13 protein-coding genes are annotated in these 15,314 nt (G+C 62.6%); 9 read left to right on the top strand and 4 right to left on the bottom strand.

Features of this window, described 5'->3' with window-relative positions:
* Positions 1-7 precede the first annotated feature (7 nt).
* Positions 8-1,879, top strand: coding sequence for a sensor histidine kinase (locus tag ACZ5FP_RS23390; protein ID WP_464664840.1), 1,872 nt, complete (start codon positions 8-10; stop codon positions 1,877-1,879).
* A 2-nt stretch (positions 1,880-1,881) separates the two neighbouring features.
* Positions 1,882-3,246 (top strand): sigma-54-dependent transcriptional regulator, encoded by a 1,365-nt coding sequence (locus tag ACZ5FP_RS23385; protein WP_464664839.1) that lies wholly within the window; start codon positions 1,882-1,884, stop codon positions 3,244-3,246.
* Here ACZ5FP_RS23385 and ACZ5FP_RS23380 read toward each other — a convergent pair.
* Complete coding sequence (locus ACZ5FP_RS23380) at positions 3,215-4,366, bottom strand: LacI family DNA-binding transcriptional regulator (RefSeq protein ID WP_464664838.1); 1,152 nt, start codon at positions 4,364-4,366, stop codon at positions 3,215-3,217. The two genes, ACZ5FP_RS23385 and ACZ5FP_RS23380, sit on opposite strands and share 32 nt — an antisense overlap.
* A 176-nt stretch (positions 4,367-4,542) precedes the next feature.
* On the opposite strand from ACZ5FP_RS23380, the gene ACZ5FP_RS23375 reads away from it, so the two are divergent.
* From ACZ5FP_RS23375 to ACZ5FP_RS23345, 7 genes are all read left to right on the top strand, one after another.
* Positions 4,543-5,523 (top strand): ABC transporter substrate-binding protein, encoded by a 981-nt coding sequence (locus tag ACZ5FP_RS23375; RefSeq protein ID WP_403182079.1) that lies wholly within the window; start codon positions 4,543-4,545, stop codon positions 5,521-5,523.
* A gap of 103 nt (positions 5,524-5,626) precedes the next feature.
* Positions 5,627-7,165, top strand: a complete 1,539-nt coding sequence (locus ACZ5FP_RS23370) for a sugar ABC transporter ATP-binding protein (RefSeq protein WP_464664837.1) — start codon at positions 5,627-5,629, stop codon at positions 7,163-7,165.
* On the top strand, positions 7,162-8,163 hold the full coding sequence (locus ACZ5FP_RS23365) for an ABC transporter permease (protein WP_464664836.1): 1,002 nt from the start codon (positions 7,162-7,164) through the stop codon (positions 8,161-8,163). The genes ACZ5FP_RS23370 and ACZ5FP_RS23365 overlap by 4 nt, the downstream gene beginning before the upstream one ends.
* Positions 8,160-9,137, top strand: a complete 978-nt coding sequence (locus tag ACZ5FP_RS23360) for an ABC transporter permease (protein ID WP_464664835.1) — start codon at positions 8,160-8,162, stop codon at positions 9,135-9,137. Before ACZ5FP_RS23365 ends, ACZ5FP_RS23360 begins: the two co-directional genes overlap by 4 nt.
* A gap of 2 nt (positions 9,138-9,139) precedes the next feature.
* Positions 9,140-10,162 (top strand): aldose epimerase family protein, encoded by a 1,023-nt coding sequence (locus ACZ5FP_RS23355; RefSeq protein WP_464664834.1) that lies wholly within the window; start codon positions 9,140-9,142, stop codon positions 10,160-10,162.
* 340 nt (positions 10,163-10,502) lie between these two features.
* On the top strand, positions 10,503-11,819 hold the full coding sequence (locus ACZ5FP_RS23350) for an NAD(P)H-dependent oxidoreductase (protein ID WP_464664833.1): 1,317 nt from the start codon (positions 10,503-10,505) through the stop codon (positions 11,817-11,819).
* A gap of 243 nt (positions 11,820-12,062) precedes the next feature.
* The gene (locus ACZ5FP_RS23345) at positions 12,063-12,422 is read left to right on the top strand and encodes a hypothetical protein (protein WP_464664832.1); all 360 of its coding nucleotides are present in this window, start codon (positions 12,063-12,065) and stop codon (positions 12,420-12,422) included.
* 12 nt (positions 12,423-12,434) lie between these two features.
* On the opposite strand, the gene kynA is transcribed toward ACZ5FP_RS23345, so the two are convergent.
* The 3 genes from kynA to ACZ5FP_RS23330 are packed head-to-tail and all read right to left on the bottom strand — an operon-like array spanning position 12,435 to position 15,272.
* A complete protein-coding gene (kynA, locus tag ACZ5FP_RS23340) occupies positions 12,435-13,274 on the bottom strand; it encodes a tryptophan 2,3-dioxygenase (RefSeq protein WP_288192070.1) in 840 nt (279 codons plus the stop codon).
* Positions 13,271-14,506: a kynureninase gene (gene kynU / locus ACZ5FP_RS23335; RefSeq protein ID WP_464664831.1), complete on the bottom strand. Its 1,236-nt coding sequence runs from the start codon at positions 14,504-14,506 to the stop codon at positions 13,271-13,273. Before kynU ends, kynA begins: the two co-directional genes overlap by 4 nt.
* Positions 14,507-14,528: 22 nt before the next feature.
* On the bottom strand, positions 14,529-15,272 hold the full coding sequence (locus ACZ5FP_RS23330) for a GntR family transcriptional regulator (protein WP_464664830.1): 744 nt from the start codon (positions 15,270-15,272) through the stop codon (positions 14,529-14,531).
* Positions 15,273-15,314: the final 42 nt, after the last annotated feature.

Raw genomic sequence — 15,314 nt, 5'->3', positions numbered from 1 at the left:
CGGATATATGCACAAATCAGCCATGGACCGCCCCCTGCCAAACGATGCCGATATGCTGCCCCGGATCGGGGGATTCAGCACCATGGGCAAAATCGTCTATGGCGCCCTGGCCGTTTTCATCATCCTCGGCGCCCTGCTGGCCGCCAATGATTACGGCCGCAACCGTGCCTATGTCGCGCTGGAAACCCGGGCCAGAAGCGCGGCTGAACTCAATGCCGTCCTGCTGCGGACCGTGCTGGAGAAGCAACGCTCCCTGCCCTTCGTCCTCTCGCAGGACCGCGACCTCATCAGCGCGCTCTCATCCCGCAGCGAAAGCATGCTGCATCTTGTCGACCGCAAGCTGGAAAGCCTGATCGAAGGCACGCACGCGTCGGTCATCTATCTCCTCGATGCGAAGGGCACGGCCCTGTCGGCCAGCAACTGGCAGGAACCGACCAGCTTTGTCGGCGTCGACTACAGTTTCCGCCCCTATTATCTGCGCGCACTCGCCAATGGCAGCGCCGAGCACTATGCGCTCGGCACGATCAGCAAACGGCCGGGCCTGTATATTTCGCGGCGCATCGACGGTCCGAACGGCCTGCTTGGCGTGATTGTCGTCAAGGTCGAGTTCGATGAACTGGAGGCCGACTGGCGCCGGAGCAGCGACCCGTCCTATGTCCTTGATCCGCGCGGCATCGTGCTGATCACCAGCTTTCCCGAATGGCGCTTCATGGCGCAGGCACCGATCCCGGCCGAACAGCTCGGCCCGATCCGGGAAAGCCTGCAGTTCGGCAATGCGCCGCTCGAACCTTTGAGCGTCGCGCCCGCCTTGACAACCGCGACGCCGGACAGGGTAACCGCCCAATTGCCGGGTTCCAGCCAGGACGCGGAATATGTCCGGGTCCGCGTTCCCGTGCCGACAACCAGCTGGACGCTGCAATTGCTGACCCCGGCCGGCGCGGCGGTGAGCGAAGCCATCCGTGCCGCGCAGCTCGCCGCGCTGGCGGTCATTGCGCCTGTCCTCGGGTTCACCGCCTTTTTCCTGCATCGCCGCGGCCTGGCGCTGCAGCGCCTGCAGGAGCAGGAACTGGCGCGCCGCGAGCTGGAGCGCCGTGTGGCGGAACGCACCGAAGCGCTGAGCACCGCGCATGCCGAACTGGTGATGCAGGCGGAGGAGCGGCAGAAAACCGAAAACAAGCTGCAGACCGTGCAGCAGGAACTGGTGCAGGCCAACCGCCTTGCCATTCTCGGGCAGGTGACGGCGGGCGTTGCGCATGAGATCAACCAGCCCGTGGCGGCCATCCGCGCCTATGCCGACAATGCCGGGACGTTTCTGGCGCGCAATCAGGTCGAACCGGCCAGGGAAAACCTGTCGGCCATCGCGGGCCTCACCGAACGCATCGGCAGCATCACCGATGAACTGCGCACCTTCTCGCGCAAGGGCACCGGCGATGCCGGTCCGGCTGACGTCAGCGACGTCATCGAAGGCGCGCTGCTGCTGCTCGGCAGCCGCTTCCGTCAGACCGTCGGCAAGATCACGACCGAGACGCCGCCGGCCGGGCTGAAGGTGCATGGCAACCGCATCCGGCTCGAACAGGTGCTGATCAATCTGATGCAGAACGCGCTGGAGGCAACCGAAGGCGGGCCATCCAGCCGGATCAGCGTCGGCTACGCCGTCGCCGATGACGAGGTGCAGCTGACCGTGGCCGATAACGGCCCCGGCATTCCCGATGACATCATGCAGGCGCTGTTTACCCCCTTCAATACCTCCAAGGACCGCGGGCTCGGGCTTGGCCTGGTCATCTGTCATGACATCGTCGCCGAGTATGGCGGACGCATCGAAGTGGACAGCAGCAGCGCCGGAACCCGATTCACCGTCCACCTCAAAAGGGTTGCCTGACCATGGGATTCCAGCCGCAAATCGCCTTTGTCGACGATGATGACGACCTGCGCAACGCCAACAGGCAGACGCTGGAACTTGCCGGGTTCAGCGTGATTCCGTTCGCCGATGCCATGAGTGCCCTGCGCTTCCTGACACCGGAATTCGCCGGCGTCGTCGTCAGCGATGTCCGCATGCCGCATGTGGACGGGCTGGAATTTTTCCGGCGCCTGCGCGCGATGGACGCGGATCTGCCCGTCATCCTGATCACCGGGCATGGCGATATCGAAATGGCCGTCGAGGCCATGCAGGAAGGCGCCTACGATTTCATCGCCAAACCCTATCCGGCCGAGCGCCTCGTCCAAAGCATCCGGCGCGCCGCAGACAAGCGCCAGCTTGTCATGGAAAACCGCCAGCTGCGGCAATTCATGGAGGCCTCCGACGAAACGGTGCCGCTGATCGGCCAGACACCCGTGATGCAGAATCTGCGCAAGACACTGCGTCATGTGGCCAATGCCGATGTGGATGTGCTGATCGCCGGCGAGACCGGCAGCGGCAAGGACGTGGCCGCCGGTCTCCTGCATGAATGGAGCCGCCGCAGGCAGGGTAATTTCGTTGCGCTCAACTGCGGCGCCCTGCCGGAATCGGTGATTGAAAGCGAGCTGTTCGGCCACGAGGCCGGAGCCTTCACCGGCGCGCAGAACAAGCGTATCGGGCGGATCGAACATGCCAGCGGCGGCACCTTGTTCCTCGACGAGATCGAAAGCATGCCCTTGGCCACCCAGGTCAAACTGCTGCGCGTTCTGGAAATGCGGGAAATCACGCCGCTTGGCACCAATGAGCACAGGCCCGTGGACCTGCGCGTCGTCGCCGCCGCCAAGGTGGATCTCGGCAGCCCCGAACAGCGGGCGAATTTCCGCGAGGATCTGTTCTACCGTCTCAATGTCGTCACGGTCTCGATCCCCCCCTTGCGCGAGCGCAAGGAGGATATTCCGCTGCTGTTCACGCATTTCCTGCACCGCGCCGCCATCCGCTTCAAGACGGAACCGCAGGACATAAACGCTGCAATGCGCGCGCGGCTGATGGATCATGACTGGCCCGGCAATGTGCGCGAACTCGCGCATTTCGCCGAGCGGGTTGCGCTGGGTCTGGATGAAATGACCAGTGAACACACGCCGTCGCAGACCAGCACGCTCACCCTGCCCGAAGCCATGGAACGCCATGAGGCAAGACTCATCCGCGAGGCCCTGACGGGCAACAATGGCGATGTGAGGACGACAATCGAGGCCCTGGGCATTCCACGCAAGACATTCTACGACAAGCTGCAGCGCCACGGCATCGACCGGGCTGATTATGTCAAAGGAAAGTCACCCCCGGACCAGATCTAGCACTGTTCACCCCGGCGTGCGCCGCCACCGAGAGACGCTCGACCAGCGGGCATTCGAGCTTGGTGATGGGGTAGCGCGTTCCGCTCCCCGGGGCATAGCTGTCGAGCTGTTCGATGGCCCAGCGGCCCATGGCCCGGTGCGGCAGGACGGATGTGGTCAATTGCGGGTGCAGGTGCCGTGATATTTCTTCATCGTCATAGCCGATGACTGAAATATCCTCCGGGATGCGGATGCCCGCTTCCTTCAGCGCTTCGTAGCAGCCGATGGCGGTCCGGTCATTCTGACAGAAAATGGCAGTGGGCCTGTCCTTCAGCGCCAGCAGCGTTTTCGTCGCCTTGTAGCCCGCGCTTGCCGACCAGTCGCCCTCGATCACCAGTTCCGGATCGAAGGGGATATCGGCGGTCGCCAGCGCCCGGCGATAGCCGCGCAGCCGGTCCTTCGCCGCCTCCATCCACGGCTCGCCGGTGATGATGCCGATGCGCCGGTGGCCGTGCTGGATCAGGTGGCGGGTCGAGTGCTGGCCGCCGGCAATCTCGCTCGGAACGACCGCCGGAAAAGCATAGTCGGCGGTATAGCAGTTGAGGAGCACCAGCGGGATATCGAGATTGTAGAGATAGTCCGGCAACGTCACCTCGCGGGTAAAGATCGCCATATAGATCAGCGCGGAAATCCCCTGCTCGCGCAGGGCGCGGATGGTGCGCGGCTCCATCTCGGGGTCATTCAATGTCTGGGCAACCAGAATGATGTTGCCCGCATTCCACGAGGCCTGCCGCGCGCCCTCAATGGCAACGACTGCTTCGGGACTGGTTGCCAGCTGGTCGACCACGAAGCCGATCTTGCCGTCGACCGCAGGCGCATAGGCATCATGGCTGTCCAGGTGGGCAAAGTTGGGCGCGGCATAGCCGAGCGAGCGGGCAGCCTCGATCACGCGTTCGCGCGTCTCCGCCGCCAGCTTGATGCCCGGCGTCTTGTTGAGCACGAAGGAAACCGTTGCCTGCGAACAGCCGGCAATGCGCGCGATATCGGTCATCGTCACGCGCTTGTTGACGCGTTTGCGCCGGGCCGTGACCCGGACGGGCTTTTTCTTTTCAGTGGTCACATCATCCACTGTGTCATTCATTCGAAAACAGCCCTTTGCCACATGCAAGCACGGCTGAATCAATCAAACCGCGTGGGAATGATTATGCAGCGAAACACCGGCTAATCAACATAAATAATTATTGACTAATTTTTATAAATGAAGATGATCAGACCAGTGGAATTTCCACGCTCTGAATTTCTGGGAGGAAAATTCGTATGTCCATCACCCGTCGTACCCTATTGCTCACCTCGGCCGCCGGCCTCGTCGCCGCCATGGCTGCAGGCAGTGTTTTCGCCGCGTCGCCGCCGCTGAAGAAGAAAGACACCTACAAGGTCGGCTTCGCTCAGACGGAAAGCAACAATCCGTGGCGTCTGGCCCAGACGGCCAGCATGCAGGAAGAGGCCAAGAAGCGCGGCTGGCAGCTTGTCTACACGGATGCGGCAAGCTCCGCGGCCAAGCAGGTCGCCGACGTCAATTCGATGATCGCACAGGGCGTCGACCTGATTTTCCTTGCCCCGCGCGAGGAAAAGCCGCTGATTCCGGCGATCAAGGCCGCCAAGAGCGCCGGCATTCCGGTTATCCTGCTTGACCGCAGCGTCGATCCGTCCCTCGCCAAGGCCGGCGACGACTATGTGACTTTCATCGGCTCCAACTTCATCGAAGAGGGCCAGCGCATCGGCGAATGGCTGGTGGCCAATGCCAAGGGTAAGACCAAGATCATCGAACTGGAAGGCACGACAGGCTCGTCGCCGGCCAACGACCGCAAGAAGGGCTTTGACGACGTCATCGCTAAGCATTCGGATTTCTCGATTGTTGCCTCGCAGACCGGCGATTTTGCCCGTGACAAGGGCCGCCAGGTCGCCGAAACCCTGCTGCAAGCGCATCCCGACGCCAATGTCATCTACGCCCACAATGACGAAATGGCGATCGGCGCGATTTCCGCCATTGAGGCGGCAGGCAAGGTGCCCGGCAAGGACATCCTCGTCCTGTCGATCGATGGCGGCAAGGAAGCGGTCCAGGCCGTGGTCGACGGCAAGATTGCCGCGGTGGTCGAATGCAATCCGCGCTTTGGCCCCAAGGCCTACGATACGGCAGCCGCCTATGCCGCCGGGGAGAAAATCGCCCCGAAGATCATCAATCCGGACCAGTTCTACGATGCCGGCAATGCGGCAAAATTGTTGAGCTCCGCCTATTGATATCTGATCAAGCCAGCGCTTCCATGGAGCGCTGGCTTTTTCATGTCTGGTGCAACCCTGCATCCAGGCAAAAGCTCCGGATGATTTCAGAAACGGCTTTGCAATGGACACCGATATTCTTCTGTCGATGACAGGCATCGACAAGCGCTTTGCGGGTATCCCTGCCCTTTCCGCCGCCTCGTTCACCGTGGCCCGCGGCGAGGTGCATGCGCTGATCGGCCAGAACGGCGCGGGAAAATCGACGCTCATCAAGGTGCTGACCGGCTATCACCGGCGGGATGCGGGCGACGTGACGTTCGACGGCAAGCCGTTTGAAGTCGCCTCGCCGCAGCAGGCGCAGGCGAACGGCATCAGCACCATCTATCAGGAAATCAATCTGGTGCCCTACCGTTCCCTGACGGAGAACATCTGCCTTGGACGGGAGAAACGCCGCTTCGGCCTGCTCGACTGGGCCAGCATGCACCGGGAGGCTGAAAACCTGTTGCGGCGCTTCAATATCCGCGCCGACGTCCGCCGCCCCCTGATGGAATTCAACACGGCAACCCAGCAGATGGTGGCCATTGCCCGCGCCATCGGCTTTTCCGCCAAGCTCGTCATCATGGATGAGCCGACCTCCTCGCTCGACGAGCGCGAAGTCGGCGTCCTCTTCAACGTCATCCGCCAGTTGAAACAGGACGGCGTTTCCGTGGTGTTCGTCAGCCACAAGCTGGATGAACTCTATGCGGTGTGCGACCGTGTGACGATCATGCGCGACGGCCGGACGATCAGGACCGCACGCATGGATGGAATTGAAAAGATCGAGCTCGTCTCGTCCATGCTGGGGCGCAGCATTGAAAAGACCGAGGGCCACGCCACCGCCTTTACCGCGCGCGATGAAAAGAACATCGGCAAGGTCCTGCTGTCCGCCGACAATCTCGCCGTGGGGCAGATCGTCCAGGATGTCTCCTTCACCATCCGCAGCGGCGAGATCGCCGGCTTTGCCGGACTGCTCGGCGCGGGCCGCACCGAAACGGCGCGGCTGGTCTTCGGCATCGACCGCCCGAAGGCGGGCGCCATGACCTATGGCGACAAGACGTTCGAACCCCGGCGGCCCTCCGACGCCATCGCCGCAGGCATGGGTTTCTGCACCGAAGACCGCAAGAGCGAAGGCATCGTGCCGGATATGAGCGTCGCCGAAAACATGATGCTGGCGCTGATGCCGAAACTCGCCAAATCCGGTGTTATCGACGAGAAGGCGCAGCAGGAGATCGTGAAACGTTTCATCAAGCAGCTTGGCATCAAATGCTCCGGACCGGAGCAGAAGGTGCGCGAGCTTTCCGGCGGCAATCAGCAGAAAGTCCTGCTTGGCCGCTGGCTGGCGATGAATCCGCGCCTGCTCATTCTCGACGAACCGACACGCGGCATCGATGTCGGCGCCAAGGGCGAAATCCAGTCGCTGATCAAATCGCTGGCGGACCAGGGACTGGCTGTGTTGATGATCTCCTCCGAGCTGGAAGAGGTCATCGAGGGCGCCGACCGGGTGTTCGTCCTGCGCGACGGCATCAGCGTCGCCGAATTCGGCCGCGCCGCCGCCACCGAAGACGCGCTCATGGGCGCCATGGCCCATGGCAATGCGCCCGCTGTCGAGGAGGCCCTGATATGACCGGCACACCCCAAATGGCGCGCACGACAGCCCGGCGTTTCGATCCCTTCGATTTCCTCGCGCGCTACGGCACGCTGATCGCGCTGCTGCTGCTGATCCTGTTCAATCTGGCGTTCACCCGCAATTTTGCAACGATACAGACGCTGAATGTGAACCTCACCCAGGTCTGCACCATCGTCATCGTCGCGGTCGGGATGACGCTGGTCATTGCCACCGGCGGCATCGACCTCTCCGTCGGGTCGCTCATGGCCATCTCCGGCGCTCTGGCGCCGATGATCTTCCTCGGCAAGATCATGCCCATCGGCAATATCTATCTCGCCGTTGCCGCTGCCATGCTCGTTTCCATCGCCGTTGCCGGGCTGTTCGGCCTGTTCAATGGCTGGCTCATCTCCGCCTTCCGCATCCAGCCCATCGTTGCCACGCTTGTTTTGTTCATTGCCGGGCGCGGCATCGCGCAAGTCATGACCAACGGCAATCTGCAGACATTCCGCGTGCCGCAGTTCCAGTTCATCGGGCTTGGCCGAGTGCTCGGCATTCCGGTGCAGGTGATCCTGATGCTGCTGATCGTCCTCGCCGCCGCATGGATGCTGAAACGGACGGTGTTTGGCCGCCAGATCATCGCCATCGGCGGCAATGAGCGGGCGGCAGAACTGTCCGGCATTGCCGTCGCCAGGGTCAAGCTGCTGGTCTACGCCATCAGCGGCCTGTGCGCCGGGCTCGCCGGGCTAGTCGTCATCGCCATCAACTCCTCCAGCGATGCCAATCTGGTCGGACTCGGCATGGAGCTTGACGCCATCGCCGCGGTCGCCGTCGGCGGCACGCTGCTGAGCGGCGGCAAGGCCACCATCATCGGCACGCTGATCGGCGCCATGACGATCCAGCTGGTGCGCTACACGCTGCTCGCCAATGGCGTGCCCGATGCCGCCGCACTGGTGGTCAAGGCGGGGATCATCATCCTGGCCGTCTGGATCCAGCAGCAAGGCAGGGCGCACGCATGACCCGGACACGATGGATATCCCTGCTCGGCAGGTACGGCGTGGTGGTCGCGCTGCTGCTGCTCGTCCTGTTCGGCTGGCTGCGCTACGATTATTTCCTCGGCTTTTTCAACATATCGAGCGTGCTGCGCTACAATTCGATGTTCGCGCTGGTGGCGCTTGGCATGTGCTTCGTCATCATGACCGGCGGCATCGACCTCTCCGTGGGGTCGACCGCAGCGCTCGGCAGCGTGGTCGCCGCGCTCTTCAGCCCGCAGGGCGCATGGATCGGGCTTGGTGCCGGCGTCGGTGCCGGGCTCTGCGTCGGTCTCGTCAATGCCGCGCTGGTAACCCGGCTGAAGATCATGCCGTTCATCGCCACACTCGCAACCATGCTGGCGGCCAGCGGCACCGCCCTGCTGCTCGCCGACAACCAGTCGGTTTCGGTCTCCTATGACAGCGGCTTTACCAGCATCGGCCAGGACAACTTTTTCGGCTTCCCCATCCCGGCATGGATAGCGCTTGCCGCCTATGTCGCCGGCTGGATCATCCTCAACTTCACCAGCACCGGACGCGGCGTGCTGGCCGTCGGCGGTAATGAGGATGCGACGCGCATGATGGGCCTGCCGGTCAGCCGGATCAAGTTTCTGGTTTACCTTGCGAGCGGCGGGCTTGCCGGCCTGGCCGGCGTCATCCTCGCCTCGCAGTTCGGCGCGGGCCAGCCGATTGAGGGCGTCGGCTGGGAGCTCTTCGCCATTGCCGCCGTGGTCGTCGGCGGCACCCTTTTGACCGGCGGCGTCGGTTCGGTCGGGGCAACGCTGGCGGGCGTGCTGCTCCTCGGCATTCTCTTCAACGTTCTCAATTTCGAGAACGGCAAAGGCTGGATTTCGCTCTCCGCCTACTGGCAGTCGGTCATTCGCGGCCTGTTTCTGCTCATCGTCGTTGTCCTGCAGGCGAAGCTCGCCGCGCGCGGCAATGCAGCCGTGCGGGACCACTGAGCGTGCGCGCGCTGCTCGGCCCCCAGCCCTTCGGAATGTTCGCCGGGGAACCGGTGTTCCAGGCGACGATCCAGTCGCCATCCGGTGCGCTGGCGCATGTGCTGAACTGGGGCGCTGTTATCCGCGACCTGCACATCCCCCTGGCGGATGGCACGCCGCAACGGGTGGTGCTCGGCTTCGACCACTTCGATCCCTATCCCGTCCAGTCGCCCTATTTCGGCGCGCTGGTCGGGCGCTACGCCAACAGGATCGCCCATGGCCGCTTTACCCTTGACGGCAGGGAACACCAGCTCGACCGTAATGAAGGCGGGAAACAGACCCTGCATGGCGGCGCGATGGGGACGTCGCAGCGCCTGTGGACCATCGCCGACTGGAGCGCCTCGTCAGTCACGCTCGCCTTGCGGCTGCCCGACGGCGATCAGGGTTTCCCGGGGGCAATGGAGGTGCGCTGCACCTACCGTTTCACCGCGGATTCGACGCTGTGCATGGACATCACAGCGACCACCGATGCGACGACGGTCGCCGGTTTTGCCCAGCACAGCTATTTCAATCTCGACGCGTCCGACGATATCCGCAGCCACCGGCTGCAGATTTTCGCCGACAGCTATACGCCGGTCGCCGACGACCTCATTCCGACCGGCGACATCCTGCCGGTCGACGCAACACCTTTCGAATTTCGCGCGTCGCGCCTGATCGGCGCGCACCCGTCCGCGGCCTATGACCACAATTTTGTGCTGAGCGGTGCACTCAGGGACGGCCTGCGCCATGCCGCGTCGCTTGCCGCCGACAATGGCCTTGAACTGCAGGTTCATACGAGCGAACCCGGCCTGCAATTCTACGACGGCCGGATGATCGCCCCCGGACTGACCGGCCTTGGCGGCAGACGCTACGGGCCGCATGCGGGCCTGTGCCTGGAAGCCCAGCACTTTCCCGACAGCCCCAACCAGCCGCATTTCCCCGGCACCGTGCTGCGGCCCGGCGAGACCTACCGGCAGCAGACGGAATTCCGCTTCCTGCAGATCTAGAGCGGTTTGCGGCCATATTGGATCAGTTCTGTTTCCCGGATGGCGAGACAATCCACGCGGAAGGTAGCAAGGCCGATGTTTATCCATCGGACGAAGCTGCCTGACAAAGTGGGTGTCCGCCAGCCGGAAACCCGAAGGGCCGGGTGAATTTGGCCCAATTCCTGCGGGTTTTGACTTCGTCCGATGGAGAACATCGGTCTCGTCAAACCCCTTGACCTTGTCCGCAAATTCCCGCCGGCAGAACGATTCAATATGGCCGCAAACCGCTCTAGCCTGTTGCCAAGCGCCCGCTCCCGTCCTATGCCGGAACGCAAAGCAGCCGGATGAGGAGCGTTTTGGTATGGCGAGCAATGTGGCATTGACGGGATTGGCGCGGGACATGCAGGCGCGGGCGGATGCGGGCCGTCCGATCCGCATCGGGCTGATCGGCTCGGGCGAGATGGGCACGGACATCGTCACGCGGGTGGCGCATATGCCCGGCGTCGAGATCGGCGCGATTTCCGAACTGAACCTGCCCAATGCACTGAAAGCCGTCGATATCGCCTATCAGGAGCCGGGCCATGCGCAGGAAGTGACCACCGCCTCGGCCCTGACCGCGGCGATGGAGGGCGGCCGGATCGCCGTCACCGACAATGCCGACCTCATCCTCGAAAATGACCTGATCGACGTGGTGATCGATGCGACGGGCGTTCCGGCGGTCGGGGCCGAGATCGGCCTCAGAGCCATGGAGCACGGCAAGCACCTCGTCATGATGAATGTCGAGGCGGATGTGACCATCGGGGCGTATCTGAAAAGCGAGGCGGACCGCCTCGGCGTCACCTATTCGCTGGGGGCGGGCGACGAGCCGTCCTCCTGCATGGAACTGATCGAGTTCGTCTCGGCCATGGGCCATCCGATCGTGGCCGCCGGCAAGGGCAAGAACAATCCGCTCAACATCGACGCCATTCCCGACGATTACGCGGAAGAGGCGGCACGGCGCCACATGAATGTGCGCATGCTGGTGGAATTCGTCGACGGCTCGAAGACCATGGTGGAAATGGCGGCGATCGCCAATGCGACGGGGCTGGTGCCCGACAAGGCGGGCATGCACGGCCCCGCCGCCACGCTGGACCAGCTCAACAAGACGCTGATCCCGCAAAGGGATGGCGGGCTGTTGTCGCGCGTCGGTGTGGTCGACTATTCCATCGGCAAGGGCGTGGCGCCGGGCGTGTTCGTGGTCGCCGACATGTCGCATCCGCGCATTTCGGAGCGGATGGAGGATCTGAAGATGGGCAAGGGCCCGTATTTCACCTTCCACCGGCCCTATCACCTGACCTCGCTGGAAGTGCCGCTGACCTGCGCGCGCGTCGTGCTCTACGGCAAGGCGGACATGGTGCCTTTGGCCAAGCCGGTGGCGGAAGTCTGCGCGGTGGCGAAGAAGGACCTGAAGGTCGGCGACACGCTCGATGCGATCGGCGAATACTGCTACCGCGCCTGGATCATGACGGCGCCGGAGGCACGCGCCGCCGGAGCCATTCCCTGCGGCCTGTTGCAGGGCGGCACGGTGACGGCGCCCATCGCCAAGGGTGCACTCATCACCAGCGCCAATGCCGCCCCCATCCCCGGCTCGAAGATCGTCGAGCTCAGACAGCGGCAGGACAAGCTCGTCTATGGCTGATTCGCGTCAAGCCGATTGACGCCACATTTGCGCCGTTCTGCCCCGGAGGGCGGGACGGCTTTTTATTTCGGCCATGGAACAAAATAACTTTATCATTAGAAAACAAAGACTTGATGAATGTGCGGGCGATAAAAACCGCCCGCAAATAAACCTGTATAAAACCTGCATCTCCTTGAAAAAGCCGTGTCAAGTGCCAATATTAATAAATGGTTAACGACTGAGTCTTTGGTGCAGGAGAATGAAGTGCCAGCGTATCAAGTCAAATTTGCCTATCTGACCAAATACAAACAGACACGTCATCTGTTTCATCAGCTTGTCATTGCCGAAGACGAGGCCACGGCGCTTACCGAAGGCCGCAAGATGATGAACAGGCGCTCCCCCAATGCCCGAATCATGCATGAGTCCTGCGTGCTGCGCCCTGACAGCCAGGACGTCGAAAGCGCCACCGCCCAGGGCTGGGTGCTCAACGACAACTGGTGGTCACGGCCGATCAAGCCGGACGACGATCTGGCAGCCATTGCCAGGCACGGTTTTGCGCACAGCAACCACATTCACGCCAAATCGGCGATGGACTGCGTCGCCATCGACAAATACGCCGCCTGATGCAATGCGGACCTAAAGTTCGGTCCGCATGCTCCACAATTCCGGAAACAGCACGACATCGAGCATCTTGCGCAGGTAATTGACGCCGGATGTTCCGCCCGTGCCGGTCTTGAAGCCGATGATGCGTTCCACCGTGGTGACATGATTGAACCGCCATCGGCGGAAGTAATCCTCGAAATCCACCAGCTTTTCCGCCAGTTCATACAGCGGCCAGTGGGTCTCCGGCGAGCGGTAGACCACCAGCCAGGCATCGCGCACGCTGTCATTGGCCTCATAGGGCAGCGCGCAATCCCGCTCCAGCACCGCCGCGTCGATGGCAAAGCCCTTGCGGGCCAGCAGACGGATCGACTGGTCGTAAATGCTGGGCGCACGCAGGATACCCTCCAGCCACGCATGAATATCGGGTCTGTGCGCATGCGGGCGCATCATGGCGGCATTCTTGTTGCCGGCCAGAAATTCGATGGCGCGGTACTGGAACGACTGGAAACCCGATGACATGCCGAGCGCCTCGCGGAAGGTCGTGTACTCGCTCGGCGTCATGGTCCGGAGCACGTCCCAGGCGGAGTTCAGCTGGTCGAGAATGCGCGAGACGCGGCTGAGCATCTTGAACGACGGCGCAAGATCGTCTTTGGCAATGTGTTCGCAGACCGACATCAACTCATGGATGACCAGCCGCATCCAGATTTCCGACGCCTGGTGCTGCACGATGAACAGCATCTCGTCATGGGCGTCGGAGAGCGGGGCCTGTGCCGTCAATATCTTGTCGAGACGCAGGTAGTCGCCATAGGACATGCGCCCGTCGAAGGACATCTGCGCGCCTTCCGTCTCCGGATTGTAGGGTGTGCGGCTCATGTGACGGCCTCCCTCACCTTGTATTTCGGCGCATCCCAGGCCCGTGTCGACAGAATGTCCCGCAGGATGGCAACCGCTTCGGACACTTCGGCAAAGCTGAGATAAAGCGGCGTAAAGCCGAAGCGGATGATATCGGGCGCGCGGAAATCGCCGATGACGCCGCGGGCGATCAGCGCCTGCATGATGGCATAGCCATAGTCGCAGGAATAGGAAACCTGGCTGCCGCGCTGATCGGGGTTGCGCGGCGTGACCAGCGTCAGGCCGAATTCGCCGGCAAAACCGTCGACTTCCTGAATGAAGAAATCGCACAGCGCCACGGACTTGGCCCGCAGCGCATCCATGTCCACGTCGTCCCAGAGCGCCAGCGCCTCATCCATCGCCACCATGCCAAGCACGGAGGGCGTGCCGCACAGATACTGGTCAATGCTGTTCGACGGTGCATAGGATGATTCGAAGGCGAAGGGCGCGCGATGCCCGAACCAGCCGGACAGCGGCTGGCGAAAGCCGCCGTGATGGCGCGGATTGACATAGAGAAACGCCGGGGCGCCGGGACCGCCATTGAGATATTTATAGCCGCAGCCGATGGCAAAATCCGCGTCCGCTCCCGAGAGATCAATCGCCATGGCACCGGCGGAATGGGCGAGATCCCAGATGACGAGAATGCCCTTGTCATGCGCCGCTTTGGTGATCGCGGCCATGTCGTGCCGATAGCCCGTGCGATAGTTCACATGGGTCAGCATGAGAACCGCGACATCGTCCGCCAGCATCGCCGGGATATCGGCAGGCTTGTCAGCCAGCACAAGCCGGTGGCCCTGACCGATCTGCCTGGCGACACCCTCGGCGATATAGAGATCGGTCGGAAAATTCTCCCGTTCCGAGACAATCTTGCTGCGGCCCGGATTGAGGCTGAGCGCGGCGGACAGCACCTTGAACAGATTGATGGAGGTGCTGTCGGCCGACACGACGGTGCCCTCCTGCGCCCCGATCAGGCGGCCGATCCGGCCGCCGACCTTTTGCGGCAGATGCACCCAGCCCGCCGTATTCCAGCTGCGGATGAGCTGATTGCCCCATTCCTCGCTGATGGTGTGGGCCACGCGGGCTTTCACCGTCTTCGGCAGGGCGCCCAGTGAATTGCCATCGAGGTAAATCACCCCATCCGGCAGATCGAACCGCTCGCGGAAATGGCGCAGGGTATCCGTCTCGTCCGAATGTGTTGCATTGATCCGTGTCATCGTCACTCTTCTCTTTGATCTGTCAGGCGGCCGTATCAAAACCGGCGATGCCGCTGGCTTTGGCAAGTTTCAGAAAGGCGTCCTTGGCAAGCCGCACATGGTCGAGCATCAGGACCGCCGCCCTGGCCTTGTCGCGGGCGAGCGCCGCTTCCATCAGGGCCGTGTGGGCATCGATCCCCAGCGCTTCACGCGACAGGTTGCCGAGCGACTTGTCGCTGTTTTCCTGCGCGACACGGGTCAGGTGATCGATCCGCAGGATGATGTGGCGGCGATAGCGGTGCAGCTGGGCATGCAGCTGCTGGGCAAAGTTGAGCAGCCACTTGGATGACGCCCCGGCGATGAGCGCCATGTGAAATTCGGTGTGGGCGACATCCCAGACATCGATTGCCTCGAACTGCGAAAAGGAATTGGGCACTTCGCAGGTCGACAGCCGGTAGTGCGCCCCGACGAGATTGGCCTCCCAGTCCCGGTCGCCGTTCTCGATGGAACTGACGAGGAGCTCGGTTTCGATGACGGACCGCGCCGCTTCGAGATCCTGCAGTTCCTCCAGGGTGACGATGGCCACGCGAAAGCCCTTGTTGGCCTCGGTGGTTACAAAGCTCTCCGCCTGCAGCCGGTTCAGCGCCTCCCGGACCGGCGTGGCACTGCTGCCGAGTTCCGCGGCGAGCGTGCGCAACCGCAGGGATTGTCCTGGTTGCAGGTCGCCGTTCAGGATGCGCGAGCGCAACGCTGTATAGAGGTTTTCCGACTTGATGCTTTCGGCCATTGCGTTCCCTCGGCCTTTGCCATTTTCTGTTTGTATATCATT

The sequence above is a fragment of the Phyllobacterium sp. T2-21 genome, assembly GCF_055378485.1.
This window is presented reverse-complemented; position numbering and strand designations above follow the sequence as displayed.

What these genes read in the sequence shown, in the direction of transcription:
- kynA (WP_288192070.1), bottom strand. Translation starts at nt 13,274, where the DNA reads ATGAGCCGCACACCCTACAATCCGGAGACGGAAGGCGCGCAGATGTCC.
- ACZ5FP_RS23350 (WP_464664833.1), top strand. Translation starts at nt 10,503, where the DNA reads ATGGCGAGCAATGTGGCATTGACGGGATTGGCGCGGGACATGCAGGCG.
- ACZ5FP_RS23365 (WP_464664836.1), top strand. Translation starts at nt 7,162, where the DNA reads ATGACCGGCACACCCCAAATGGCGCGCACGACAGCCCGGCGTTTCGAT.
- ACZ5FP_RS23370 (WP_464664837.1), top strand. Translation starts at nt 5,627, where the DNA reads ATGGACACCGATATTCTTCTGTCGATGACAGGCATCGACAAGCGCTTT.
- ACZ5FP_RS23330 (WP_464664830.1), bottom strand. Translation starts at nt 15,272, where the DNA reads ATGGCCGAAAGCATCAAGTCGGAAAACCTCTATACAGCGTTGCGCTCG.
- ACZ5FP_RS23375 (WP_403182079.1), top strand. Translation starts at nt 4,543, where the DNA reads ATGTCCATCACCCGTCGTACCCTATTGCTCACCTCGGCCGCCGGCCTC.
- ACZ5FP_RS23390 (WP_464664840.1), top strand. Translation starts at nt 8, where the DNA reads ATGCACAAATCAGCCATGGACCGCCCCCTGCCAAACGATGCCGATATG.
- kynU (WP_464664831.1), bottom strand. Translation starts at nt 14,506, where the DNA reads ATGACACGGATCAATGCAACACATTCGGACGAGACGGATACCCTGCGC.
- ACZ5FP_RS23385 (WP_464664839.1), top strand. Translation starts at nt 1,882, where the DNA reads ATGGGATTCCAGCCGCAAATCGCCTTTGTCGACGATGATGACGACCTG.
- ACZ5FP_RS23360 (WP_464664835.1), top strand. Translation starts at nt 8,160, where the DNA reads ATGACCCGGACACGATGGATATCCCTGCTCGGCAGGTACGGCGTGGTG.
- ACZ5FP_RS23380 (WP_464664838.1), bottom strand. Translation starts at nt 4,366, where the DNA reads ATGAATGACACAGTGGATGATGTGACCACTGAAAAGAAAAAGCCCGTC.